The organism is Rhodococcus shunpengi, assembly GCF_048381395.1.
In the GTDB taxonomy this organism is placed as follows: Bacteria; Actinomycetota; Actinomycetes; order Mycobacteriales; family Mycobacteriaceae; genus Rhodococcus.
On record NZ_JBLWIU010000028.1, the window covers coordinates 145,795 to 170,336 of the forward strand.

Below are 24,542 nucleotides of genomic sequence, written 5' to 3' on the forward strand. Positions count from 1 at the left end.
CCACGTCATCCCGAACGATCAGCGAGACCCGAGCACCTCCGACGCACCGCGAGCCACCCGAACGAGTCACGCATGACCACCGATCCCTGCCAGGACGCCCCGATCCTCACCGAGCTCTCCCCCGCGGACTTCCGTGCGCGCCTGCCCGCGCTGCTGACCGTCTACGTCGCGGCGATGCGATATCCCCGAGGCACGGAGTACCACCGCGCGCCGATGTGGTCCGAGCATTCGGCCCGCGCGGGTTGGCAGGCGTTCGCCGCGAGCCTCCCCGAGGATCCGGACTCCGTCGTCGGGATCGCGTACGGCTACCGGGGCGACACCCGCCAGTGGTGGAACCAGCAGGTGCGCGCCGGCATGCGTCATTCGGGACGGTCCCCCGAGGAGATCGATCACGTCCTCTCCGACTACTTCGAGCTCACCGAACTGCACGTCCGACCCGACATGCAGGGACGCCGCATCGGTGAACTGCTCCTGTCGGCGCTGCTGCGGGAACGCAGCGAAGCGGCCGTACTGCTGTCGACACCCGAGGTGCCGGGCGAGGACAACCGGGCGTGGCGGCTGTACCGTCGGTTCGGATTCCAGGACGTCGTCCGCCGGTTCGTCTTCACCGGCGACGCCCGCCCGTTCGCGGTCCTCGGCAGGAGCCTGCCCCTCGAGCCGGACCTCGTTCCACACCACCATCACACGATCGACGATCCGGACGGAAGCGGTACCCCATGAACTCCACACTCGACGTCGTCGTCGTGGGCTCGGGCCACAACGCCCTGGTCGCGGCGTGTTATCTCGCCCGCGACGGATGGTCGGTGGAGGTCCTCGAACGCGACACCGTGCCGGGCGGCGCCGTCTCCACCGTCGAACGTTTCCCCGGATATGCCGTCGACCGCGGCTCCTCGGCGCACATCATGGTGCGCCATTCCGGGATCGTCGAGGAACTCGATCTCGCCGCCCACGGCCTGCGCTACATCGACTGCGACCCGTGGGCGTACGCGCCGCCGCCGGCGGACTCCGACCGTCCCGGCATCGTCTTCCACCGCGATCTCGACCGGACCTGCGCCTCGGTCGAGGCCGCCTGCGGACGCCGCGAGGCCGACGCGTACCGCCGCTTCGTGCAGGACTGGGGCCCGCGCAGCGCGGCGGTGATGAAGTCGTTCACCCATCCCCCGACCGGACGGCACCTGCTGTCCTCGTTCTGGGGACTCGACGCGGGTGAGGGCGGCAGCGCCCTGTCCCGCCGGTTCCTCACCACCGGCGACAGCCTGCTCGACGAGTACTTCGACGACGAACCCCTGAAGGCGGCCTTCGCCTGGTTCGGCGCGCAATCCGGCCCGCCCATGTCCGAACCCGGCACCGCGGCGATGGTGGGCTTCGCGGCCCTCATGCACACCCTGCCCCCGGGCCGTGCGATCGGCGGGAGCGGCGCGCTCACCCAGGCCCTGCTGTCTCGGCTGCGGTCCGACGGCGGCACGGTGACCTGCGGCGACGCCGCCACCGAGATCCGCCGGACCGGCGGCCTGTGGACCGTGCGCACCGAATCGGGACGCTCGGTGCAGGCCCGCAGGGTCGTCGCCGGATGCCACGTACTGACCACGCTGGATCTGCTCGACCGCGGCGGATACGACCGCGACCGGCTCGAGGGCTGGCGTCGCAGCATGCGGGTCGGCCCGGGCATCGGCATGGTCCTGCGCCTCGGCACCGACTCGCTGCCCCGCTACCGCGGCTGCGACGAGCCCGAACTGACGACCTCCGGTCTGCAACTGCTCGTCGACGACCGCGCCCACCTGCGCGCCGCGCACGGTGCCGCGATGGCGGGAGACCTGCCGCCGCGACCGGCAGTCCTCGCGATGAGCTTCTCCGCCCTCGACCCGACGATCGCACCCGACGGCAAGCACCAGATCACGCTGTGGTCCCAGTGGCATCCGTACGCGCTGCGCGGCGGACGTCGCTGGGCGGACATCGCCGGCGCCGAGACCGACCGCATCCTCGCCGAGATGGAGACGCGCTCTCCCGGCTTCACCGCGAGCGTGGAGCACTGTCACGTGCAGACCCCCGCGGATATCGAGAGCGAACTCGGCCTGCTCGGCGGGAACGTCATGCACGTGGAGATGTCGCTGGACCAGATGTTCCTGTGGCGCCCGCTGCCGGAGCTGTCCGGTTACCGGGTGCCCGACGCGCCCGGCCTCTACCTCACCGGCGCCTCCACCCATCCCGGCGGTGGTGTCTCCGGTGCGAGCGGACGCAACGCCGCCCGGGTCGCCCTCGCCGACGCCAAGGGAAGCCTCGTCGACCGCGTGAAGGGCTGGGTGTCGCGGTGACCGACACCCGCGTCCCCGCACCGCCCCGGCCGGCCCGTCGGCGGACGATCCTTCCGATCGTCCCGGCCGTCGCCGCGGTCCTCGCCCAGATCGCTTATCCCCTCACCGCGGGTGATGCCCGGGACGCCGCGACCGTCGCGGTCGTCACGCTGCTCACCACCGCGTGCCTCGTCCATGCTGCGCTGAACCGCGGCCTCACCTTCGCCGTCGTCCTGTTCGTCAGCTCGGCCGGCATCGGATATCTGTCCGAGGTGGTCGGCACGATGACCGGCTATCCCTACGGCTGCTACAGCTATGTCACCGACCGGCTCGGACCGGCCGCCTTCGACGTCCCGCTGGTGGTGCCGCTGGCGTGGTCGGCGGGTCTGTACCCCGTCTGGTGCGTGGCCTCCCGCCTCGTCCGCAACGGTCCCGGCCGGATCGCGGCGGTCACCGTCGGCATGCTGGGCTGGGATCTCTACCTCGACCCCCAGATGGTGGCGGACGGTCACTGGTCGTGGTGCAACGCCGGCGGCCTGCCCGGGATCGAGCACATCCCGCTCACCAACTACGCGGGCTGGCTCCTCGTCGCCGCGATCATGGCGACCGTGCTCGTGCTCGTCGACTCCCGGTCGGACCGTACCGATACGCCCCGGCACGATGCAGTGCCGATCGCGCTGTTCCTGTGGACGTGGCTCGGTTCGGCGCTCGCCCACAGCGTCTTCCTCGACGCTCCCGAACTCCGCTACTCCGCGGTGTACGGACTGGTCGTCATGGGCGTACTGGGTGTTCCCCTGCTGATCTCACTCGTCCGGTCGTGGCGCGGACGCGTGTCCGGTCCCGGTCGGGACGAGGCACGACTCGCCGCGAGCGACCCGAACGACCGACGAGGATGACCGTGCCTGGCACCATGTTCTCCGTGCAGTCGTCCAACCTGTCCGTCCGCCGTCGTGTCGTCGCGGTCGTGGGGCTCGTGCTCCTCGGCCTCCCGCTCCTCACCGGCTGCCTGCGTGTGCAGGCGACGATGGGGATCTCCTCCGACGACCGTGTGTCGGGGCAGATCGTCGCCGCGACCATCCCCGCCGACGAGAACGATCCCGGTCCCGAGCTCACCGCCCCCTCGGCTCTGGCCGGGAAGGTGCGGGTGCAGGAGTACTCACAGGACGGCTACGTCGGGAGCCAGGTCTTCTTCAACGACCTCACCTTCGGCGACGTCCAGCAGCTCGCCACGATGTCCGATCAGAGCGCCGGCATGTTCCAGCTCAATCTGCAGCGCTCGGGCGATCTGGTCGCCCTGAACGGACGCGTGGATCTCGAATCCGCTCCCACCCAGGGCACCGACGTGCAGTTCACCATCGCGTTCCCCGCCCGGGTGGCGACCACCAACGGCACCCGCGAATCGGATTCGATCGTGACCTGGAAGCTTCCGGCCGGTGAGGTGAGCAGCCTCCGCGCGGAGGTGCGCTACGCCGATCCCAACACGCGCGGTTTCGCGGGCTGGGCCGGGATCATGGCCGGCGCCGCCTTCGGTGTCACGCTGATCATCGCGGGCGTGGCCTGGTTCACCCGTAATCCCGCGCCGCAGTGGTCGTCGGCGAACGGGACGCGGTCCTGACCCGCCTGTCGCGCGACCCGGCCCCCGGTCTCGCGCGGCTCGTCGCCGGTGGCACTCTCGTCGCCTCCTACGGCGCGGCCGTCGCCCTCGCGAACCGCGTCACGCTCCCCCGTCTCGTGCCGGGTCCGGTGGTCGACGAGCAGGTCACGGTCGTCGTCCCCGCCCGCGACGAGGCTCCGCGCATCGGCGCGATCATCTCCGACCTGCGGGACCAGAGAGGACTGCGCGCCCTGCGCGTGGTGATCCTCGACGACGACTCGTCCGACGGCACCGCCGATCTGGCCTCGGCCGCCGCCGAGGGCGACGAGCGCATCACGGTGGTCCGGTCGACGCAACCGCCGCCCGAGGGATGGACCGGGAAGGCGGCCGCGTGTGCCGCGGCCGTCGCCCACGCCGGATCGACTACCGACAGCGGCATCGTCGTGTTCGTCGATGCGGACGTCCGGCTCGCACCCGACGCACTCGCCGCCGCCGTCGCTCTGCTGCGCCGCCAGGATGCCGCGCTCGTCTCACCGTTCCCGTACCAGCTCACCGGGTCGGTGCTCGAACGGCTCGTGCAGCCACTGCTGTTCTGGTCGTGGTTCTCGGCGCTGCCCGTCGCCGTCTCGCACCGCACCCACCGGCCGTCGATGGCGGTCGCGTGCGGACAGTTCCTCGTCTTCGACGCGCGCGCCTACGCAGCGATCGGCGGCCACGCCGCGGTCGCGGCGAGTCCCACGGAGGATCTGGATCTGGCCCGCGCACTGCGTTGCGCCGGACTGCGTACGACGGTCGCGGCCGCGGGCGGGCTGGCGTCGTGCCGGATGTACGACGGACCCCGCCCGCTGATCGGCGGTTACACCCGCTGGTTGTGGTCGGCGTTCGGCTCCCCGGTCGGGGCGGCCGCGGTGGTCGCGCTGTATCTCGTCGCCTATCTCGTGCCCCCGTCCGCGGCGCTTCTCGGCGAGGGGCGGACGCGGCGCTGGGGCGTGGCCGGTGCCGCGGCGGGAATGGCGTCACGGCTCCTCGCGCGCGTCACCGAACGGGGAGGACGCCGACACCCGGACGCTCCGGGCCGTCCCACCGACGACCTGCTGGACGCCGCGGCGCACCCGGCATCGGTCCTGGCCTTCGGTGCGCTCACGGCATCGTCCATCCGGGCCCGGCGCAGCGGACGCACGGCGTGGAAGGCCCGCGTCCTGCCCTGACCCCGAGCCGGGGCGGGCCGGACGTCAGGCCGGTTGAACCGCGGCGGGAGCTTCGAGTTCGTAGCCGAGGCGGTCGAGCACCTCGCCGGTCGCGCGCGCGAAGTTGAGCGTGATGAAGTGCAGGCACGGTGCGCCCTCGGAGATCAGCCGCTCGCACATCTCCGTGGCCACCTCGATGCCCACCTCGCGCACGGCGGCGCGGTTCTCCTCCGGGCCGTCGCCCGCCGCGCGCCGCAACCGCTCCTCGAGAACGGGGGGCAGATGCGAACCCGACAGTTCGAGGCTGCGTCGCGCCGAGCGCAGCGACGTGATGGGCATGATCTCGGGGATGATCGGCTTGAGCCCCTGCTCGGCGTCGCATGCCACGACCCGGTCGCGCAGCCGCAGGTAGTGCTCGACGTCGAAGAACATCTGGGTGATCGAGTACTCGGCGCCCGCGCGCAGTTTCTGCACGAGATAGCGGGTGTCGTGATCGAGGTCCGGGGACCGGTGATGTCCTTCGGGGAACGACGCGACGCCCACGTGGAAGTCGCCGAGATCGCGCACCAGACGCACGAGTTCGTCGGCGTATTCGAGACCTTCGGGGTGCTTCTCCCACTCGCCGAGCGGGTTGCCCGGCGGGTCGCCGCGCAGAGCGAGGATGTTGGTGATGCCGCGGTCGGCGTAGGCGCCGACCATCGCGCGCAGTTCGTCGATGCTGTGCCCGACGGCCGTGAGGTGCGCGACCGGCAGGAGGGTGGTCTCCTCGGCGAGACGTCCGGTGACCCGGACCGTGCGGTCGCGGGTGGAGCCCCCGGCGCCGTAGGTCATCGATACGAAGGCCGGGCCGAGACGTTCGAACGTCCGCACGGCGCGCCACAGTCGTCCCTCGGCCTCGGCGTCGCGAGGCGGGGAGAACTCGACGGAGAACGGAATGCGGCCCGAACGCGCAGACCCGAGACGGTCCACGATCGACGGGGTCCGAGAAATCCCGCCGTCCTCGGTTGCCCTGACGAAGTCGCTTGTCACCGGTCCAGCATAGGTGGCGCCCCCGGGACGGTCGCTACCGGCGACGACCCGAGTGTGCGGATAGGCTGGTCGCGGCGCCTCCGGCTCACCCGCCTCCGAGGTGCCGTCACCCATCGACCTGGAGGTTTCGTCCTGTCTACCGGCGCCGATCACTTGTCTGCCGAGCAGCTCCCCCATCGGGTGGAGGACTCCCTCCGGCAGTTCTTCACCTCACGCTCCGACCTGGTCGACTCGGTGGGCGGTGGATACCGGCAGGCCGTCGACACGCTCGAGGCATTCGTGCTGCGCGGCGGCAAGCGGGTGCGTCCGCGCTTCGCGTGGACGGGCTGGCTCGGCGCCGGCGGTGACCCGACCGGGCCGGACGCCGGGGCCGTCCTGCAGGCGTGCTCGGCGCTCGAACTCGTGCAGGCCGCGGCGCTCGTCCACGACGACATCATCGATGCCTCCACCACGCGCCGCGGGTTCCCCACCGTGCACGTGGAGTTCACCGAGCAGCACCGCAGCGCCGGTTGGCACGGTAAGGCGGAGCAGTTCGGCGAGTCGGTGGCGATCCTGCTCGGCGACCTCGCCCTGGTGTGGGCGGACGACATGCTGCACTCGGCGGGGCTCGACCCCGCGACCGTTGCGCGCGTGGTCCCTGCCTGGGCCGCGATGCGCACCGAGGTGCTCGGCGGGCAGTATCTCGACATCGCCAACGAGGTGGCGGCGGACGAATCGGTGGAGGCCGCCACGCGGGTCAACCGGTTCAAGACCGCGGCGTACACGATCGAACGCCCCCTGCACATCGGCGCTGCTCTCGCCGGCGCCGACGACGACCTCATCGACGCCTACCGCCGCTTCGGCACCGACATCGGCCTGGCGTTCCAGCTGCGCGACGATCTGCTCGGTGTCTTCGGCGACCCCGAGGTCACCGGCAAGCCCTCGGGCGACGACCTGCGCTCGGGCAAGAGGACGGTCCTGTACGCGCTGGCGCTCGAGACGGCCGACGCCTCCGATCCGGCCGCGGCCGAACTGCTGCGCACGTCGATCGGGACCGATCTGTCCGACGCGCAGGTCGAGCAGCTCCGCTCGCTGCTCGTCGACCTCGGCGCGGTCGCCCGGATCGAGGACCGCATCTCGGAACTGACCGACAGCGCCTTCGAGGCGCTCGAGTCGTCCGGCGCCACCGAGGAGGGCAAGGCCCTCCTGCGCGAGTCGGCGGTCGCCGCGACCCGACGGGTGGCGTGAGGACGGTGCGGACGGTTCCCGGCGCCGACCGGGTCGTCGTGGTCGGTGCCGGTCTCGCCGGTCTGTCGGCGGCGCTGTACCTGCGCGGCGCCGGCAAGGACGTGACGGTGCTCGAACGCGCCGATGACGTCGGTGGCCGGGTCGGCAGCTATCACGGCCCGGGCTACGAGATCGACAACGGCGCCACCGTGCTGACGATGCCGGAGTTGATCGACGACGCCCTCGCCGCGGTGGGCGCCGACCGCAACTCCGTCCGGCCGGCGCTGCACACCCGGCGACTGTCCCCCGCCTATCACGCGCGGTTCGCCGACGGCACCTCGATCGACGTGCACTCCGACCCCGACGCCATGGTCGGGGAGATCTCGCGGGTGTGCGGTGCGGAGGAGGCACGCCGCTATCTGCGGTTGCGCGCGTGGCTCGCCGACATCTTCGACGCCGAGTTCGACCGCTTCATGGACGCGAGTTTCGACTCGCCGCTCGACCTGGTCTCGTCCCCGGCGGCGCTGCGCGACCTGGCGCGCCTGCTCCGGCTGGGCGGGTTCGGCAGGCTCGGCGCGCAGGTGAACCGCAGGATCACCGACCCGCGCCTGCGCCGCGTCTTCACCTTCCAGGCGCTGTACGCGGGGGTCGCGCCGGCACGGGCCCTCGCCGTCTACGGGGCCATCGCGCACATGGACACCTCGCTGGGCGTGTACGCGGTGGACAGCGGCATGCGGTCGGTCGCCCGCGCGATGGCCGCGGCGTTCGTCGAGGCCGGCGGGCGGCTCGAACTCGGCCGGGAGGTGACCTCGCTCGATCTCTCCGGCGGTCGGGTCGACGGTGTCCGCACCCGCGACGGACAGCGCTTCCCGTGCGACGCGGCCGTCCTGACCCCCGACACCCCGGTGGTCGACGGATTACTGCCGCGCCGACGGCGCCGTCGCACGCTGGCCGCGCCGTCGGCCGTGGTGCTGCACGGGTCGATCCCCACCGGGGTGACCCGCGGCTGGGCGGCGCAACACCACCACGTGATCGATTTCGGCGGCGAGTGGGACCGTACCTTCGCGGAGATCACCCGCAGCCGCGGACGCGGCCGGCCGATGTCGGATCCCTCGCTGCTCATCACACGACCGGCACTGTCCGATCCCGGCCTGCGGTTCACCCGTGAGGGCGTCGAGCACGAACCGTTGTCGGTGCTGGCGCCGTGCCCGAACCTCGACAGTGCTCCGCTCGCCTGGGCCGAGCTCGCGGTGCCCTATCGCAACGAACTGCTCGACGTCCTCGACCGCCGCGGATACGGCGGCATCACGGACGGTTTCCGCGTCGACCACATCGACACACCGGCCACCTGGCACGCTCGTGGCATGCAGGCGGGCAGCCCGTTCTCGAGCGCTCACGTCTTCCGGCAGACGGGACCGTTCCGGCGCCGCAACCTCGATCCGGCCGTTCCCGGCGTGGTGCTCGCGGGGTCGGCGACGGTGCCGGGCGTCGGTGTCCCCACCGTGCTGTTGTCCGGAAGGCTCGCCGCCGAACGGCTCGGTGTTCCGCGAAGGCGGTGACACCGGGCGCACCACGCTCCGCGTCTCCACTAAACTGTCCTCGTTCGCCAGCTATCTGCGCGCCGCGCATCCACACGTCCACGGGGGAGGAACCGTACCGATGTCGTCCCCTGCCTCGCCCGACGCCGAGCCGCAGACCTCGCCCGCGCCGGAGGGGACGGCCGCACCGAAGGGTGAGCGTCCGAAGCACGCATTCCTGAGGAGTCCCGCCGGCCACGCCGCGCTGCTCGGCGCGTGGGGCGCGGTGCTCATGACCTTCGGCAGTTTCGGGTCGGGCAGTGTCCGCCGCGTCGACCCGCTGCTCGAGGACATCTATCTGTCGTGGCTGCGCTTCGGCCACGGCCAGCTGCTCTCGCGGATCATCCTGTGGGTCGGTGTGCTCCTCATGATCGCGGCGTGGGTGCGCGTCGGCCGGGCGACCCTCGCCGGCCACGTCACGGTGCGCGATCTGTGGACGGTGCTGCCCGCGTGGACCGCTCCCCTGCTGGTCGCGACACCGATGTTCAGCCGCGACGCCTACTCCTACCTCGCGCAGGGCGCGCTGCTGCGCGACGGTTTCGATCCGTACGAGGTGGGCCCGGTCGTCAATCCGGGCGTCCTGCTCGACAACGTCAGCAACGTGTGGACGACGACGACCACGCCCTACGGGCCCGTCCACCTGCTGCTCGGTGCGGGCATCACGTCCATCACCGACGACAACGTGGTGACGGGCACCTGGCTGTGGCGCCTGACCATGCTTCCCGGCCTGGCACTGATGGCGTGGGCCGTGCCGAAACTCGCCCGTCGCATGGGCGGGAATCCCGCGATCGCCCTGTGGCTCGCGGTGCTCAACCCGCTCGTGCTGATCCATCTCGTCGGCGGTGTGCACAACGAGTTGCTGATGGTCGGTCTCATGATCGCCGGCATCGTGCTCGTGCTCGAGGGCCGGCACCTCGGCGGCATCGCCCTGGTCTCGCTCGGCGCCGCGATCAAGGCCACCGCAGGATTGGCACTGCCCTTCCTGGTGTGGGTGTGGATGATCCACGAACGCGATCGTGCGCGCGCCGAAGGACGCGAACCGGCAGCGCCCGTCCGCCTGTTCGTCAAGGCCGCCGGTCTGGGACTGGTCGTCTTCGCCGCGGTCTTCGGCGGCACCTCGCTGCTCGCCGGTGTGGGCATCGGCTGGCTCACCGCCCTGTCGGGCTCGTCGAAGATCATCAACTGGTTGTCGCTGCCGACGATGATGGCGCACGCCGTCACCTGGGTCACCCCGTGGCGGCTCGGATCGGTCCTCGACATCACGCGCATGCTCTGCGCGATCGCCCTGGTGGTGATCCTCGTGTGGGCGTGGTGGCGCTTCCGCCGCACCGAGCGCGACGCGATCTTCGGGATCGTCGTGGCGCTGACCGCGGTGACCCTGCTCTCCCCTGCCGCGCTGCCCTGGTACTACTCCTGGCCGCTCGCCGTCGCCGCCGCCTTCGCGATGTCGCCCCGGGTGCTCATGGTGCTCGTCGCGCTGTCGACCTGGCTGATGTTGATCTTCAACCCCGACGGGTCGATCGGGATGTACAACATCGCGCACGTCGCACTCGCGGTGTTCGCCTCGATCGTCGCGGCCCGTTCGCTGGTCACCTACGACCCGCTGCGCCTGCGGTTACGACCGCGACCGGCATCGCCCGCCGGCGCTGCCCGGGACGACCGTGCCTGAGCGCCCCACGGGGATCGCGGCCGACGATCTCACCCGGGCCTACGCCTACTGCGCCGAGCTCACCGCCGAACACGGACGCACCTACAACCTCGCGACCCGGCTGCTGCCCGCCTCGCGGCGGCACGCCGTGCACGCGCTCTACGGCTTCGCCCGACACGTCGACGACATCGTCGACGTCACCGCCGTGGACGACCCGGAGGCCGCGATCCGCGGTGTCGACGACGCGCACACCCGCCTGCACTCAGCACTCGCGGGCGATCCCGGCCCGCTCGACGACACCGGTCTCGTGGTCCGCGCGCTCGCCGACACGATCCGGCAGTACCGCATCCCGACCGAGTACTTCGACGCTTTCATCCGCTCCATGCGCATGGACGTGCCCGGCACGCCCGAGTTCCGGCCCCGCTACGGGACCATGGAGGACCTGCGCGAGTACATGTACGGCTCGGCGGCGGTGATCGGTCTCGAACTGCTGCCGATCCTCGACGTCGACGATCCGGCCGCCCCGCCCGCCGCGGCCGCGCTCGGGGAGGCGTTCCAGCTCACCAACTTCATCCGCGACGTGGGCGAGGACCTCGAACGCGGACGTCTCTACATCCCGCTCGAACTGTGGTCGGCGTTCGGGGTCGACATCGACCTGCTGCAGGATTGCCGGCGCAGCTGCGCGATGGATCCGAAGGTCCGGCGGGCACTCGCCCACGCGGTCGCGCTGACCCGCGCCGAATATCGCAAGGCCGAACCCGGACTGGCGGTACTCCCCGACCGGATCCGCCCGGGTATCCGCGCGGCCTTCACGCTCTACGGGCGGATTCTCGACGAGGTCGAACGCAGCGGGTTCCGGGTGCTCGACCGGCGCGCGACGGTTCCGCGCCGCACGCGCGCCGCCGTGATGCTCACCGAGTACGTCGCCGGTTCGCTGCTCCGGCAGCGGTGACGATCCATTACTCGGCGACCATCACGAACTCAGAAGGCGAGCGCCTGTGCCCGCCGCATGACCTCGCGCGCGGACTGCGTGTGCATCGCGGCCACGGGGCATCCACCGGGAAGAGAATCGTCCTCGGTGAAGAGCCACCGCAGGATCTCGTCGTCCTCGTAACCACCGTCGTGCAGCACCGCGATCAGGCCGGAAAGACCCTTGAGAACGTTTCCTTCCTCGTCGAGAAAGGCCTCGGGCAGGACCGGCACGCGGTCGCGCTTGAACGCCAGCAACTGCCGGTCGCGCACCATCTGGTGCACGCGGGAGGTGGCGACGCCGAGGCTCTTGGCCACGTCGACGAGCTGCACCACGGGCACGGAGCGGTCGAGAACGTCGTCGCAGTAAGGGATTGCACTCACCCCACCACGTTATCGCTGCGGCCGCGCGGGCAGCTACGCGGCTACCGTCCACAGGAGCTGGCTACGATCGACGGGGACGAAATCGCTCCGCACACGCGGAGCCGGACCTTCGTCACGTCGATACCTCGAAGGCCCGGGTACCGGCGTCCCACCATCACGCACGAGACACGGGGGTACACCGGGTGACCGCTGGAGGCGACCGACTGGTCGGCGTCGTGCTCGACCGGCGTTATCGCATCGAATCGCAGATCGCGCGGGGCGGCATGTCGACCGTCTACCGCGGCACCGACATGCGTCTCGACCGTCCCGTCGCCGTGAAGATCATGGATCCGCAGTTCGCCGCCGATCCCCAGTTCCTGGCACGGTTCGAGTTCGAGGCCAGATCCGTCGCGCGATTGACGCATCCCGGGCTCGTCGCGGTCTACGACCAGGGCCAGGACGGCGATCACGTCTTCCTCGTGATGGAGCTCGTCGAGGGCGGCACCCTGCGCGAGCTGCTGCGCGAACGCGGACCGATGCCGCCGCACGCCGCGGCCGCCGTGGCTGCGCCGGTCCTCGGAGCCCTGGCCGTCGCCCACCGCGCGGGTCTCGTGCACCGCGACATCAAGCCCGAGAACATCCTCATCTCCGGCAACGGTGAGGTGAAGATCGCCGACTTCGGGCTCGTCCGGGCGGTCGCCGCCGCGACCACCACCTCGCGCAGCGTGATCCTCGGCACCGCGGCGTACCTGTCCCCGGAGCAGGTGACCGTCGGCAGCGCCGACGCGCGCAGCGACGTCTACTCCGCCGGTGTACTCGTGTACGAGATGCTGACCGGCCGCACCCCCTTCACCGGCGACACGTCCCTGTCGGTCGCGTACCAGCGCGTGGAGAAGGACGTGCCGGACCCGAGTTCGGCCATCGACGGGGTTCCGCCCGAACTGGACGCCTTCGTCCGCCGGGCCACCGAACGCGAACCGTCGGAACGCTACGCCGACGCGCAAGTGATGGCCGACGCGCTCGGCGAGATCTGCGACACGCTCGATCTCCCCCGCTACCGGGTTCCAGCTCCGAGACGATCCGCGGTGCGGACGCCACCCGTGGTGGACCCCGACGCCGCGGCGCCGACCCGCACCGTCGACGGCGCCGCTTCCGGGCATGCCGATCCTGCTCCGGCGACGACCGTGCTCCCCGGCTCGGCCGCCAACACGCATGCTCCGACGACCGTGCAGACCGCCGCGCCGGCCACGCCCGACCCGAATGCACCGGCCACACCCCCGCACCCGACCCGGGTCGCGACCCGCACCCATCCGCGTCCCGACACCGAACCGGTGGCGCCCCGGCCCGACTACGCCACCGACCGTCGCCGTCAGCGCCGGTCCGCCGCCGGCTGGATCGCCGCGATCATCGTGCTCGCGTTGTTCATGGGGATCGCCGGGTGGTGGCTCGGCGCCGGCCGACTCACCGACGTCCCGACCGTGCTCGGACTCGACCGGGCCGCGGCCGTGTCCGCGATCGAGACGGCCGGGTTGTCCAGCGAGATCCGGGGCGAGTACTCCGACGACGTTCCCGTCGACACCGTCCTCGGCACCGACCCCACCGCGGGCTCACGCGTGCCCGACGGCGACACGATTGCGTTGCTCGTGTCGCTCGGCAGACCCACCGTCCCGTCCATTCCCGGCGCCGGTGAGAGATCCGTCGTCGAGGACGAACTGCGGAGCCGCACCTTCGAACCGGTCGAGGGCGGTACCGCGTTCAGCACCACGGTGCCCGAGGGTGGAGTGGCCGCGCTCGACCCCGCGCCCGGCACCGTCCTGCCCGTGGGCGCGGAGGTCGCGCTCGTGATCAGCAAGGGATCGCCGCCCGTGACCCTGCCCGACCTGACCGGGCGCCCCGTCGACGAGGCGCGTCGCATCCTCGACGAGGCCGGCCTGACCGTCGGGGAGATCCGTGAGGTCTTCGACGCCGATGTCGACGAGGGGCGGGTCGTCGGCACCGACCCGGAGGAGGGCGAAGACGTCAGCGCCGGCGGAACCGTCACCCTCCTTGTATCCAATGCAGTGAAGGTGCCGTCGATGTTGGGACGCTCGGTGGGCTCGGCCCGCGACGAGCTCACCCGCCTCGGTTTCGAGGTCGAGGTGCGGCAACTCGGCGACTCCGACCGCTCGGTCGTGATCGGCCAGAATCCCGGGGCGGGCCGGAGAGCAGAACAGGGCAGCACGGTCACGCTGACCGCACTACCCTGATCCGACCGCCTGTTCCCTACCCGCGGAGCATCTCCGCCACGAGGAACGCGAGTTCGATCGACTGCTGCGTGTTCAGCCGCGGATCGCACGCCGTCTCGTAGCGACCGTGCAGGTCGAGATCGGAGATGTCCTGGGCACCGCCGAGGCACTCGGTGACGTCCTCACCGGTGAGCTCGACGTGGATGCCACCGGGATGCGTGCCGAGCGCGCGATGCACCTCGAAGAAGCCCTGCACTTCGTCGACGATGCGGTCGAAGTGACGGGTCTTGTAGCCGGTGGACGCCTCGTGGGTGTTGCCGTGCATCGGGTCGCACTGCCAGATCACCTTGTGCCCGGAGGCCTCGACGCGCTCGATGATGCCGGGCAGCAGATCGCGGACCTTCGAGTGACCCATCCGGGAGATCAGGGTCAGCCGGCCCGGTGTGTTGTGCGGATCCAGGCGCTCGACGTACTCGACGGCCATCTCCGGGGTGGTCGACGGACCGATCTTCAGACCGATCGGGTTCGACAGCAGCTCCGCGAACGCGATGTGCGCGCCGTCGAGCTGGCGGGTGCGATCGCCGATCCACAGGAAGTGGGCCGACAGGTCGTACAGGCGCGGCTTGTCGCCCGAGTTGTCGAGGCGCAGCATCGCGCGCTCGTAGTCGAGGACGAGGGCCTCGTGGCTGGCGTAGATCGTCGCCGCGCGCAGGTTCGGGTCGACGACACCGCAAGCGTCCATGAACCGCAGACCACGATCGATCTCGGAGGCGAGCGCCTCGTAGCGGGCACCGGCGGGCGAGGCCGAGACGAAGGCCCGGTTCCAGTCGTGCACGCGGTGCAGGTCGGCCTCACCGGCGGCGGTGACGGCACGCACGAGGTTCATCGCGGCGCTCGCGTTCGCGTAGGCGCGCACGAGGCGCGACGGATCGTGCCTGCGCACCTCGGCATCGGCGACCAGCGAGTTGACCATGTCGCCGCGGTAGGACGGCAGACCGAGCGCGTCGGTATCGGACGAACGCGGCTTGGCGTACTGGCCGGCGATCCGCGCGACCTTCACGACCGGCGTCGACGCACCGTAGGTCAGCACCACCGCCATCTGCAGCAGCGTGCGGATGTTGCCCTTGATGTGCGGCTCGGTGTTGTCCGCGAACGTCTCCGCGCAGTCGCCGCCCTGGAGGAGGAAGGCCTCACCGCGAGCGACGGCGGCGAGCTGGTTCTGCAGCTCCTCGACCTCGCGGGGCACGGTGATGGGAGGCACGCTCTCGAGCACGGTGCGCATCGCCGCGGCCTGTTCCTCGGGCCAGCTGGGCTGCTGCAGCGCCGGCTTTGCGAGCGCCGCGTCGAGGTTGGCACGCAGCTCCTCGGGCAACGGGGGAAGTTCGGGCAAGCGGTCGATCGGCACGTCGACAGTCCAGTTCACCCGTCCAGGATATGGCGTGACGGCCGGAAGCGGCGCAGCACCCCGTTACCCGCGTCACCGCGACCGGCGAGCAGCCTCGATCGCTTCGAACTTCGCGAGGTTGTGGCGGGCGTCGGCGAGCGCGTCGTGGTTGTCGTCCGGCGCCGGGGGCAGGGGCGGTGAGCCCGAGTCCTCCCAGTACTGCCGGAGCTCGCGGGTGAAGCGGGGCAGGACGTCCGGGAGTTCGGGCATGGTGCCCCACAGCTGGACGAGCACGACGTGGTCGTAGGCCCCGATCCACGCCCACAGTTCGGGCCGGATGCCCGGTCGGGGCACGAGGAACTTCAGCAGGTCGTCGCGGATCCTCGATCGCGACTTCCAGGCGGGGTGCGCCGGGGGCGGGAGCTTCGGGAGGACGTTGCGGCGCACCCATGCTCCGGCCCGGGTCGGGTCGAATTCGGTCGACACCGCGTAGAACTCGCGGCCGTCCTCGCAGGCGACACCGATCGAGACGAGTTCGATCGTGCGGCCGTCCTCGATGAACTCGCAGTCGTAGAAGTAGCGCACCTGCTCACCCGGCACGCGTGTCGGGAACGCGGTCCGCGACGGAACCGTCCTGCGGCGGGGTCGCGGCACTGCCGTTCGTCGACGCGCCCGTGTTCCCGGCCGTGCCCGACTCGTTCGCCGAGCCCTTGTTCTTGAGGGAGGCGGCGTAGATGTCGACGTACTCCTGACCCGACAACTGCATGAGCGAGTACATGACCTCGTCGGTGACGGTGCGCTCCACGAACCTGTTTCCGCCCATGCCCTCGAACCGGGAGAAGTCGATGGGCTCGCCGATCCGGACGGTGATCTTCGCCGGTCGCCACATCTTCGACCCGATGGGGTTCATCCGGTCGGTGCCGATCATGGCGACGGGGATCACGGGGACGCCGGTCTCCAGCGCCAGTCGCGCGAGGCCGGTCTTGCCCTTGTAGAGGCGTCCGTCGGGTGAGCGGGTGCCCTCGGGATAGATGCCGAGCAGCTTGCCCTGGCCGAGCACCCGGACCCCGGCGTTGAGCGCATCCTGCGCGGCGTCGGCGCCGGTGCGGTCGATGGGGACCTGCCCGACCGACGAGAAGAACCAGCGCTGGAAGGCGCCCTTGAGTCCGGTGCCGGTGAAGTACTCGCTCTTCGCGAGGAAGGTGATGCGCCGGCGTACCAGGAGGGGAAGGTAGAACGAGTCGAGGACGGCCCGGTGGTTACTGGCCAGGATCGCCGGTCCGTGCGCCGGAATGTTCTCGCCGCCTTCGAACTTCGGACGTCCTATGAGCCACAGCAGCGGTCCCAGGAGGACGTACTTGAACAGCCAGTACCACATGGCATCCTTCCCGAATCCGATCATCCCCCACACGGATCGGTGCAGCACCGCCCGCCGGTCGACTCTACGACGATGCGACTGCCACTCGCACATCGCCTCAGTGCCCGACCCCACCCTTTCCACGTCGACGTGACGATAATCTCACCTCCGGCGAATCTCACCTACAGGGAAATTCGACGACAGCGGTGGTCGTGAGGTTTCGATCGCGGAGCGGGCGAGATCGGCGGCACCGATGAGCCCGGCGGCGTCGCCGAGCTGCGCGACCCGGACGCGCGCGAGAGGACGATGGCCGGCGCCGGTGGTCACGGCCGCGTAGTGCTCGCGCGCGGCGTCGAGGAACAGCGGCGCGGAACCGGAGACCCCTCCCCCGATGACGACGAGCTCGGGGTCGTAGACGTCGGCGACGAGCGCGAGGCCGAGCCCGAGCCTGCGGGCGAAATCGTCGAAGGCCGCGAGCGCGACGGGGTCGCCGTCGTGGGCTGCGCCCGCGATCCGCCGGCCGGTGAGCGATCCGGGATCCGAGGCGATCTCGCCCGCGAGAACGGACCGCCCGGGTTCGGCCGCGAGCATCTCGACGGTCGTGTCCACGAGACCCGTTCCGCTGCAATACCGTTCCCAGCACCCCTGCTTGCCGCACGGGCAGGGCCGACCGTCGGGCACGACCTGCAGGTGACCGAGCTCGGGCGCCACACCGTAGGCACCGCGATAGATCCTGCCGTCGAGCAGCAGGGCGGCGCCGATGCCCGTTCCGAGCGCGACCATCACCGCGATCGTGCTGCCCGCGGCGGCGCCGAAGCGGTACTCGGCCCAGGCCGCGGCATTGGCGTCGTGTTCGAGGACGACCGGCAACCCGAAGCGTTCGGTGAGCGTCTCGGCGAGCGGCGTATCACGCCAGGGCAGATGCGGCGCGAACCGCACGGTGGTGCGGTCCTCGGTGAGGAAGCCCGCGACCCCCAGCCCGACCGCTGCGATGTCGTTGCGGTCGCGCAGATGCTCGACGAGCCGGTGCAGCGCGTTCTCGAGGGCGACCGCGGAGGACGGCGTCTGCGTGCGCACACTGTCGACGACGTCGCCGTTACGGTCGACGGCCGCCGCGCGGATGCTCGTGCCCCCGATATCGATCCCGACCGTGAGCCCGGGGTCGTGCGTGTTCACGTGCGGAGGTTGACGGAGATCGGCTCGAAGGCCGGACGATCCCGCGTCGGCGGATCGGGCGTCGGCTCGGGCGGGACGCCGCCGGTCGAGGGCAGGAACTGTGCGAGGAACTCCCGCAGCAGCGCGATCAACGCCGCCAGTTTCGACGCCAGCCTGCTGACCAGTTCGTGGTTCTCGCCGCGAACCAGGGCTGCGGCGGCGCAGAGCGGGCACCACGCGCAGCCGCTCGGGGTGGTCGCGGCCTCGGCGTCACCCGGCGCCGTCGAACCGGTCGCGGTATCGGGCGCGGTATGAGCCGACGCGTCGCCGGTCGCGGCGACGAACTGCTGCACCGTGCCCTCGACACGGTCGAGCACGGCGTCGGCGAGCAGCAACAACTCGGAGATCAGGGCTTCGTGATCGTCCCTCACAGCGGCCACACCGCCGGATCCGGTACGAAGCGCACCACCAGATCGGTTCCGTCGAACTCGGCATCGGAGACGGTGCACCGCCGCAGCCCCGAGGCGAGTCGTACCCGGCGTCGCATGCCGTCGGCGCCGACGACGAGATCGTCGCCGATCCGCCCGAGTGTCAGGGACGCGGGATCGGCGAGCGGCAGGTACATGCGCATCGCGTACACCGACTCCACCCCCGTTCCCGATTCGTGCTGCACCCGGACCGGCTCGTCGGTCTCCGACGAGGGAACGGGTGCGTCGCGGCGGAGCGCCGTGGCGAGCTCCTCCAGAGCTGCCAACCCTACCGGCTCCGCGGCACGACGCTCGCACACGATCACGGGAACGTCGGTGACGGCCGCCCCGATCTCGGCGACGATCGCCTCGTGCGCGACCCGTTGATCGGCCAGCAGCCGCGCGGCCGCACCCGAACCACCCACCGCGGGGACGACGCCGTTGACGACGACCGCGTCGACGCGAATGCCGGACAGTGCGAGCCACGACCGCACCCGTGCGAGCTCGGCACGACCGGCGCGGTCGGGCGTCGCCACGACCACCGCGGCGCTGCGTCCGCGATCGTCGAGCAGGTCGCGTACCGCGGTGATCCCCGACAGCAGCCGATCGAACAGCGCGACGAAGACACCCGTGCGGGGGTCCGGACCGGTGGCCGCCGCCACCCGGCTGTGCTGCGGCCAGATCCGTTCCAGCGAATCGGAGACCGTCCGCGGCGCGGTGAGGGTGCGCAGGGCGTCGGCGGAGGCCGGGGCGTCGACGACGACGAGAACCCACCGTCCGCTGTCCGCGAGGCGCGCGACCTCGGCGAGCACGAGCAGTTCCTCGACGCCGGGAAGCCCGGTCAGTTCGTCGGGCTCGGGCAGGTCGAACTGATCGGCGTGCTCGTGGGTCCCGACGAGCGCCGCCATCGAGGCGAGGACCGCGTAGCGCGTGCGGAGCAGCTGCAGCGAGTCGATCTCCACCATGTCGAGGTTCTCCTCGACGGTGCGGATGTCCGTCGCGCCGGCGTCCCGGTTCGTGGCCGGAGGCAGGTCGAGTACGTCGCCGAGGGAGTGCGCCCGGTCGATGGACACGACGAGCACCGGCTCTCCCGCACGGGCGGTCGCGAGCGCCTCGGCCGCGGCAAGGGTCGTCTTCCCGGCGCCGCCCTTTCCGAGGAACCATCGCACGCGGGCCGGGGCGTGCCGGACGTTCAGCCCTCCACCTGCTTCTTGAGTTCCTTCAGCGCGGTGTCGGTGATGACCTTCTCCGCCTTGCGCTTGAACAGACCGATCATCGGGATCGTGAGATCCACGGTGAGCTGGTAGTCGACGACCGTGGTGCCGTCGGGGGCCTCGGTCAGCACGTACGAGCCGGACTGCGCCTTCTGGATCTCACCGCTCTCGAGTTCCCAGCTCACGGCTCGGTTGTCGGGCGCCCACTTGTACCGCAGGACGTAGGTGTCCTTGACGATGCCGGCGTCGAGGACGAAGCGCACGCGTTCGGCCCTGCCGTCGGGACGATGTTCCACGACCTCCACGGTCTTCGCCGCCGACACCCACGTCGGATAGGCATCGAAATCTGCGATGACCTCCATGACACGCTCGGCCGGCGCGTCGATGGTGATCGACCTCTTCGTCTTCTCGGCCATGTGGTGACGGCTCCCTTTCTCGGTCCCTCGGGTGTGCACCGATCAGTCCCGCCCCGAGGGTCTATCACACACCGTGGGAACAACGGTATCGGGACGACGGTCCTTCGGTGGCTTCAGTGTCGCGGCGGTTCACCGGCCGGACGACCGGCCTCGAGACGCTGCTTGACCTCGAAGGTCATCACCTTCCCCTGGACCCGGCGCGTACGGTTCATTCCCGCGAGGTCGAGACCCGCCACCCGCTCGGGCGCGACACCCGCCGGCTCGCAGTGCAGGAAGTAGTGGATCACCGCGCCGTCGAGAACCGGCTCGATCCACACCTCCATCGTCCCGTCGAGCGGACCCGACACCGTCCACCGGATGCCCTTCTCGGCCCGGTCCTCCCGCACGGTCAGTACGAGATCGGGCCACCATGCACGCCACCGATCGAGGGCCGCGACCTCCTCGGCGATGCGCTCCGGGGGCGCCGCTACGAAGGTCTGGTCCGCCACCTGAATGCTGCTCACGCAGGACAGCTTCACATATCGCGTCGGCGGCCCGTCCGGTCACCCCGCCGACGGCGTCACCGTCTCGTTCGGGGGCGCCGAGGCGTCGAGATAACCGCGCAATCTGGCGCCCAGGACGTCCCATCTCCAATCGGTGGAGACCCACTCGCGACCGGCCGCGCCCATCGCGGCGGCACGATCGGGATCGGCGAGGACACCGGACACCGCGGTCGCGACGGCCGTGACGGAGGTGCCGTCGACGACGTAACCGGTGCGACCGTCGCGCACCGTCTCCGGGGCACCGCCCGACCGGCCGGCCACGACGGGCACCCCGGTCGCGGACGCCTCGAGGTACACGATGCCCAAGCCCTCGACGTCGAGACCGCCGCCGCGGGTCCGGCACGGCATCGCGAACACGTCGGCGATGGTGTGGTGCGCGGCGAGCTCGGCCGAGGGCACGGTGCCGGTGAACACGACGTGCTCCTCGACCTCCGTGCGGCGCGCGAGCTCCCGCAGACGCGACTCGTACGGTCCACCGCCGACGATCACGAGGACGGCACCGTCGATCCGCTTCCGGATCGCGGGCAGCGCGCGGATGAGCACGTCCTGTCCCTTGCGCGGCACCAGGCGCGACAGGCACAGCACGGTGGGCCGGTCGCCGAGACCGTAGCGTGCCCGCAGTTCGGCGCGTGCCGCCGGATCGGGCCGGAAGACGTCGGTGTTCACGCCGGACGGCAGGTGTTCGAGACCCGCTTCGGGGCCGAATGCCGAGGCGAACCGCCCCCTCGTGTAGCGACTGACGTAGGTGACGGTGTCGGTGTGCTCGCCGATCTGCCGCAGCGCCTGCCGGGCGGCGGGAAGCATCGACCATCCCACCTCGTGGCCGTGGGTGCTGGCGACGATGCGATGGGCGCCGGCACGGCGCAGCACGGGCGCCAGCAGAGCCAACGGCGCAGCCGCTCCGAACCAGACTGTGTCGCAGTCGTGTTCGGTGAGCAGCCGAGTGGCCCGTCGCGCGACGTCGGGGGTCGGCAGCATCAGCGTCGTGGGATGACGGACGACCTCGAAGGGGACCCGCGCGTCGAACTTCACGTGACTGTCGCCGCGCCACCGCGGCGCGTAGACGACCAGGTCGTCGGACGGCAGCTGATTCGCGAAGGCGTGCAGATAGGACTGGATGCCCCCGGGTCGGGGCGGGAAATCGTTCGTCACCAGCAGGGTCCGCGACATGGGACCACCGTAGAAGCAGCGCGACGGGAAGGCGTCGACGGGTCCCGGGCTCCGGACGGTGCCGATGGGCCCCGGTCCGGACCGTCCCGGTCAGCGGATGTCGCGGATGCGCTCCCCGAGCCAGCGGCTCCAACCGTCCACGAAGCCGGCGGTGTCGACGCCGAGCAGGTCGGTGAGCACGTCGTCGAGCCGCTCGTCGGTGACGGGACCCGCGGCGAGGGCGCGGTAGAGGGAGACGAGCGTGTCGTGTCCGAATTCGTCCGCGGTGTACGCGGCGATCGACCAGGAGCTCTCGTAGGCGAGCGCCGACCGGTGGCCGGTGAAGTCGCCGTCGACGGGCAGCGACGTCGGCGCACCCGACGCCCGTACCTGCCGGGTCAGCGTCGGCGCGATCCGCTGCACGTCGAGCGGCCCTGTCTCGAGACCCTCTGCGGCCGTGCGGTGGCCGACGTAGTCGGCGAAGCCCTCGAGGACCCACATCGGTGAGCCGTCCACGGTGCCGGCGCGTGCGGCGACGTGCACCGTCTCGTGCGCGAGCACGATCCGGCGGGAGGTGTCGTCGAGCCGGTCGCTCGCGGCCGGGTTGAAGACGATGCGCTGCCCGGTGGCGATCCCGCGCTCGTGATCGACATCGTCGGAGACCGCGACGGCCGCGATGTCGTCGCCGTCGTGCCGGGGTCCGACGAGGTGCGAGAACTCCTCGCGTGAGGACGTCACGACCACCAGTGCGCGTCGCGGCCAGGAATCGCCCCACAGGTCGTCGACGGCCTCGACCACCGACGGCAGGTCGCCGGCCAGGTCGTCGACGAAGGCGGCGTTGTCCGGATGTCCGATCACGAGCGAGCGACCACCCTCGGTCTGCGCGGTCGCGAGGTGGAGGCTGCCGTGGTCCCAGGGTCCTCGCCAGGTGACGGTCTGCGCCCCGGCGAGATCGGGTGCGTCGTCGGCGATCCGCCAGCCCTGCGGCCGGTGCACGAACAGCACGGTCACCGGCCGTCGGGTGGGTACGTCGTCGATTCCGTCCACGGCGTACCGCAGGTGGACGCGGTGCGCCCGTACCTCGTCGGCCGCGAACCGGGCGATCGTCTCGGGCGGCAGCGGCAGCGCGGGTTCGGAGGCGAGTTCGTAGCCGAGATCGGCGAGGGGAACGACGGCGATCGCTGCGATCCGCTCCCGTTCGGCGTCGAGGAGTTCCGGGGACGCGTCGTCGATCAACTCCGCGAGCGATCCGTCGTCGCCGGTCCGGACCGCATGCGCCCAGTCGTCGAGCACGACCTGCAGTTCGGCCCGTACCCGGCTGTCGGCGTCGTCGGTGTCCACCGGGTCGACGGCCAGTAGCAGTCCTGCCGTGACCAGCGCGACCACGAGTCCGGCCAGGCCGAGACGTTCCCACTTGCGGGTACCGGCGGTGAAGGGCGATCGCGCGGGCACCGCGTCAGTCTAGGTCGGCGTCCGAAGGCGGTCCCGTACGCCCTCGTCCACCGGCGGCGATCCCGCCTCTACCCGGTCAGTACCGCCGGGCGCTGTGGAACGGGAAGCGATCGATCGACTGCACCTTCACCGGCACACCGAAGGTCGAGGCGTGCACCATGTTGCCGTCGCCGACGTACATTCCGACGTGGGAGGCGTCGTCGTAGAAGATCACGAGGTCGCCGGGCTGCAGATTGTCGCGGGAGACGGGGATGCCGCCCTGCGCCTGGGCCTGACTCGACCGGGGCAGCGACTTGCCGACCTGCTGGTACGCCCACACCATCAGTCCCGAGCAGTCGAACTGGTCGGGGCCGGTCGCGCCCCACACGTACGGTGAGCCGATGCGCGACAGGGCGGCGCGCAGCGCGGCGCCGTTGCTGCCGGGGACGAGGTGCTGCAGGATCTTCTCGGCGTCGAGGCCCGGAGGGAAGGGAGTGCCGGCGAGTTCGGCCTTCTCCGCGTCGCTCAGCGCCTCGAAGGCGTTCAGGACTCCTTCGATCTGCTCCTCGAGGTCGGCCTGTCGCCGCTGGAGTTCGTCGCGGAGGGTCTGGGCCTGCTCGGCGGCGGCACGTGCCTCGTCGGCGGCATGCTGTGCGGCGACGGCCGCCTCGGCCGCAGCGGCGGTGGCCGCCCGGAAGCCCTCGACCTCACGCGAGGTCTGCTCGCCCAGGACGTCGAGCAGGACCATCTGGTCGAGCATCTGCTGGGGCGAGTCGCTCACCATCACGGCGAACAGCCGGTTGGTGCGCGCACCGCGGTAGTTGGCCCGCGCGAGCTTGTCGACGGTGGGCTTGAAGCGGGCGATCTCGGCGCGAGCGGCGCCGAGCGCCTCGTCGGCCTGGCCGGCACGCACCTCGGCCTCGTGCTGCGCCGCGACCTTCGCTTCGAGATCCGCCCCGGCGGCGTGCAAAGCCTCGGTGGCCTGTTCGCTGCGACGTGACAGATCCGCGAGGTGCTCGAGGCGTGCGGCCGGACTCTCCCCTGCGGGTTGCGCCGTCGCCGGCGCCAGAGTGAAACCGAGGACCATCATCACGAGCGCGACGACGAGCACTGGACGGCCGGTCCGTCGCCTGTCCTGCACTCGTGCGAGGTGCTTCGTCCTGTCGGAAACCACGTGGGCTCGCATCCTTTCCCAAAGGTCTCGGTCAGGTTACGGAATTGCATAGGTTTGTGTCTACCTGCGAGTAGCCCTCCCACGCAGCGGCCGTTTGTGCATGCCGTTCGCGCATCGGCAGGGACGTGCAGACACACGAGGAGGGTGGGTCCGGTACGTACCGG

General features: G+C 71.0%; 23 protein-coding genes. 10 read left to right on the forward strand and 13 right to left on the reverse strand.

Features of this window, described 5'->3' with window-relative positions:
* Positions 1–72: 72 nt before the first annotated feature.
* From ACNJ7K_RS16640 to ACNJ7K_RS16660, 5 genes are read left to right on the forward strand one after another with little or no spacing between them, the layout of a single operon-like run.
* Positions 73–720 carry a GNAT family N-acetyltransferase gene (locus tag ACNJ7K_RS16640; RefSeq protein ID WP_487041949.1) on the forward strand — a complete coding sequence of 216 codons (648 nt, stop codon included), beginning with the start codon at positions 73–75 and terminating at the stop codon, positions 718–720.
* A complete protein-coding gene (locus ACNJ7K_RS16645; protein WP_120283254.1) occupies positions 717–2,312 on the forward strand; it encodes a phytoene desaturase family protein in 1,596 nt (531 codons plus the stop codon). Before ACNJ7K_RS16640 ends, ACNJ7K_RS16645 begins: the two co-directional genes overlap by 4 nt.
* On the forward strand, positions 2,309–3,187 hold the full coding sequence (locus ACNJ7K_RS16650) for a carotenoid biosynthesis protein (RefSeq protein WP_487041950.1): 879 nt from the start codon (positions 2,309–2,311) through the stop codon (positions 3,185–3,187). The genes ACNJ7K_RS16645 and ACNJ7K_RS16650 overlap by 4 nt, the downstream gene beginning before the upstream one ends.
* Positions 3,184–3,906 carry an LppM family (lipo)protein gene (locus tag ACNJ7K_RS16655; RefSeq protein WP_120283258.1) on the forward strand — a complete coding sequence of 241 codons (723 nt, stop codon included), beginning with the start codon at positions 3,184–3,186 and terminating at the stop codon, positions 3,904–3,906. The genes ACNJ7K_RS16650 and ACNJ7K_RS16655 overlap by 4 nt, the downstream gene beginning before the upstream one ends.
* Entirely contained in the window at positions 3,876–5,093 is a 1,218-nt protein-coding gene (locus ACNJ7K_RS16660) for a glycosyltransferase family 2 protein (RefSeq protein ID WP_487041951.1), read from the forward strand. The genes ACNJ7K_RS16655 and ACNJ7K_RS16660 overlap by 31 nt, the downstream gene beginning before the upstream one ends.
* 24 nt (positions 5,094–5,117) lie before the next feature.
* Here the strand turns inward: ACNJ7K_RS16660 and metF are convergent, their stop codons facing one another.
* Positions 5,118–6,062, reverse strand: a complete 945-nt coding sequence (gene metF / locus ACNJ7K_RS16665) for a methylenetetrahydrofolate reductase [NAD(P)H] (protein ID WP_174247133.1) — start codon at positions 6,060–6,062, stop codon at positions 5,118–5,120.
* A gap of 219 nt (positions 6,063–6,281) precedes the next feature.
* Here metF and ACNJ7K_RS16670 point away from each other — a divergent pair, with 219 nt between their 5' ends.
* The 4 genes from ACNJ7K_RS16670 (at position 6,282) to ACNJ7K_RS16685 (ending at position 11,484) form a co-directional block, all read left to right on the forward strand.
* Positions 6,282–7,328, forward strand: a complete 1,047-nt coding sequence (locus ACNJ7K_RS16670) for a polyprenyl synthetase family protein (protein ID WP_487041952.1) — start codon at positions 6,282–6,284, stop codon at positions 7,326–7,328.
* 5 nt (positions 7,329–7,333) lie between these two features.
* Positions 7,334–8,866: a phytoene desaturase family protein gene (gene crtI / locus ACNJ7K_RS16675; RefSeq protein WP_487041953.1), complete on the forward strand. Its 1,533-nt coding sequence runs from the start codon at positions 7,334–7,336 to the stop codon at positions 8,864–8,866.
* A gap of 100 nt (positions 8,867–8,966) precedes the next feature.
* Complete coding sequence (locus ACNJ7K_RS16680) at positions 8,967–10,553, forward strand: alpha-(1->6)-mannopyranosyltransferase A (protein WP_487041954.1); 1,587 nt, start codon at positions 8,967–8,969, stop codon at positions 10,551–10,553.
* On the forward strand, positions 10,546–11,484 hold the full coding sequence (locus ACNJ7K_RS16685) for a phytoene/squalene synthase family protein (RefSeq protein WP_487041955.1): 939 nt from the start codon (positions 10,546–10,548) through the stop codon (positions 11,482–11,484). The genes ACNJ7K_RS16680 and ACNJ7K_RS16685 overlap by 8 nt, the downstream gene beginning before the upstream one ends.
* Positions 11,485–11,513: 29 nt before the next feature.
* Here ACNJ7K_RS16685 and ACNJ7K_RS16690 read toward each other — a convergent pair whose 3' ends face one another.
* Positions 11,514–11,885 (reverse strand): Rv2175c family DNA-binding protein, encoded by a 372-nt coding sequence (locus tag ACNJ7K_RS16690; protein ID WP_258260634.1) that lies wholly within the window; start codon positions 11,883–11,885, stop codon positions 11,514–11,516.
* A gap of 182 nt (positions 11,886–12,067) precedes the next feature.
* On the opposite strand from ACNJ7K_RS16690, the gene pknB reads away from it, so the two are divergent.
* Positions 12,068–14,110, forward strand: coding sequence for a Stk1 family PASTA domain-containing Ser/Thr kinase (gene pknB / locus ACNJ7K_RS16695; RefSeq protein WP_487041956.1), 2,043 nt, complete (start codon positions 12,068–12,070; stop codon positions 14,108–14,110).
* Between the two features lie 16 nt (positions 14,111–14,126).
* Here the strand turns inward: pknB and ACNJ7K_RS16700 are convergent, their stop codons facing one another.
* The 11 genes from ACNJ7K_RS16700 to ACNJ7K_RS16750 form a co-directional block, all read right to left on the reverse strand.
* Complete coding sequence (locus ACNJ7K_RS16700) at positions 14,127–15,512, reverse strand: class II 3-deoxy-7-phosphoheptulonate synthase (RefSeq protein WP_060652794.1); 1,386 nt, start codon at positions 15,510–15,512, stop codon at positions 14,127–14,129.
* Between the two features lie 54 nt (positions 15,513–15,566).
* Entirely contained in the window at positions 15,567–16,058 is a 492-nt protein-coding gene (locus ACNJ7K_RS16705) for a polyadenylate-specific 3'-exoribonuclease AS (protein WP_026061497.1), read from the reverse strand.
* 4 nt (positions 16,059–16,062) lie between these two features.
* Positions 16,063–16,851, reverse strand: coding sequence for a lysophospholipid acyltransferase family protein (locus ACNJ7K_RS16710; RefSeq protein ID WP_268655759.1), 789 nt, complete (start codon positions 16,849–16,851; stop codon positions 16,063–16,065).
* A gap of 141 nt (positions 16,852–16,992) precedes the next feature.
* The gene (locus tag ACNJ7K_RS16715; protein ID WP_120283273.1) at positions 16,993–18,006 is read right to left on the reverse strand and encodes an ROK family glucokinase; all 1,014 of its coding nucleotides are present in this window, start codon (positions 18,004–18,006) and stop codon (positions 16,993–16,995) included.
* A complete protein-coding gene (locus ACNJ7K_RS16720; protein ID WP_413768281.1) occupies positions 18,003–18,425 on the reverse strand; it encodes a hypothetical protein in 423 nt (140 codons plus the stop codon). The genes ACNJ7K_RS16715 and ACNJ7K_RS16720 overlap by 4 nt, the downstream gene beginning before the upstream one ends.
* Entirely contained in the window at positions 18,413–19,621 is a 1,209-nt protein-coding gene (locus ACNJ7K_RS16725; RefSeq protein ID WP_487041957.1) for an ArsA family ATPase, read from the reverse strand. Before ACNJ7K_RS16725 ends, ACNJ7K_RS16720 begins: the two co-directional genes overlap by 13 nt.
* A gap of 23 nt (positions 19,622–19,644) precedes the next feature.
* The gene (locus tag ACNJ7K_RS16730) at positions 19,645–20,082 is read right to left on the reverse strand and encodes an SRPBCC family protein (protein WP_060652790.1); all 438 of its coding nucleotides are present in this window, start codon (positions 20,080–20,082) and stop codon (positions 19,645–19,647) included.
* 113 nt (positions 20,083–20,195) lie between these two features.
* Positions 20,196–20,585, reverse strand: coding sequence for a hypothetical protein (locus ACNJ7K_RS16735; RefSeq protein WP_024101289.1), 390 nt, complete (start codon positions 20,583–20,585; stop codon positions 20,196–20,198).
* Positions 20,586–20,624: 39 nt separating this feature from the next.
* Positions 20,625–21,794: a glycosyltransferase family 4 protein gene (locus tag ACNJ7K_RS16740; protein WP_120283281.1), complete on the reverse strand. Its 1,170-nt coding sequence runs from the start codon at positions 21,792–21,794 to the stop codon at positions 20,625–20,627.
* A 90-nt stretch (positions 21,795–21,884) separates the two neighbouring features.
* Complete coding sequence (locus tag ACNJ7K_RS16745) at positions 21,885–23,225, reverse strand: hypothetical protein (RefSeq protein ID WP_487041958.1); 1,341 nt, start codon at positions 23,223–23,225, stop codon at positions 21,885–21,887.
* Between the two features lie 76 nt (positions 23,226–23,301).
* Positions 23,302–24,345: a C40 family peptidase gene (locus ACNJ7K_RS16750; RefSeq protein ID WP_159419191.1), complete on the reverse strand. Its 1,044-nt coding sequence runs from the start codon at positions 24,343–24,345 to the stop codon at positions 23,302–23,304.
* Between the last annotated feature and the right edge of the window lie 197 nt (positions 24,346–24,542).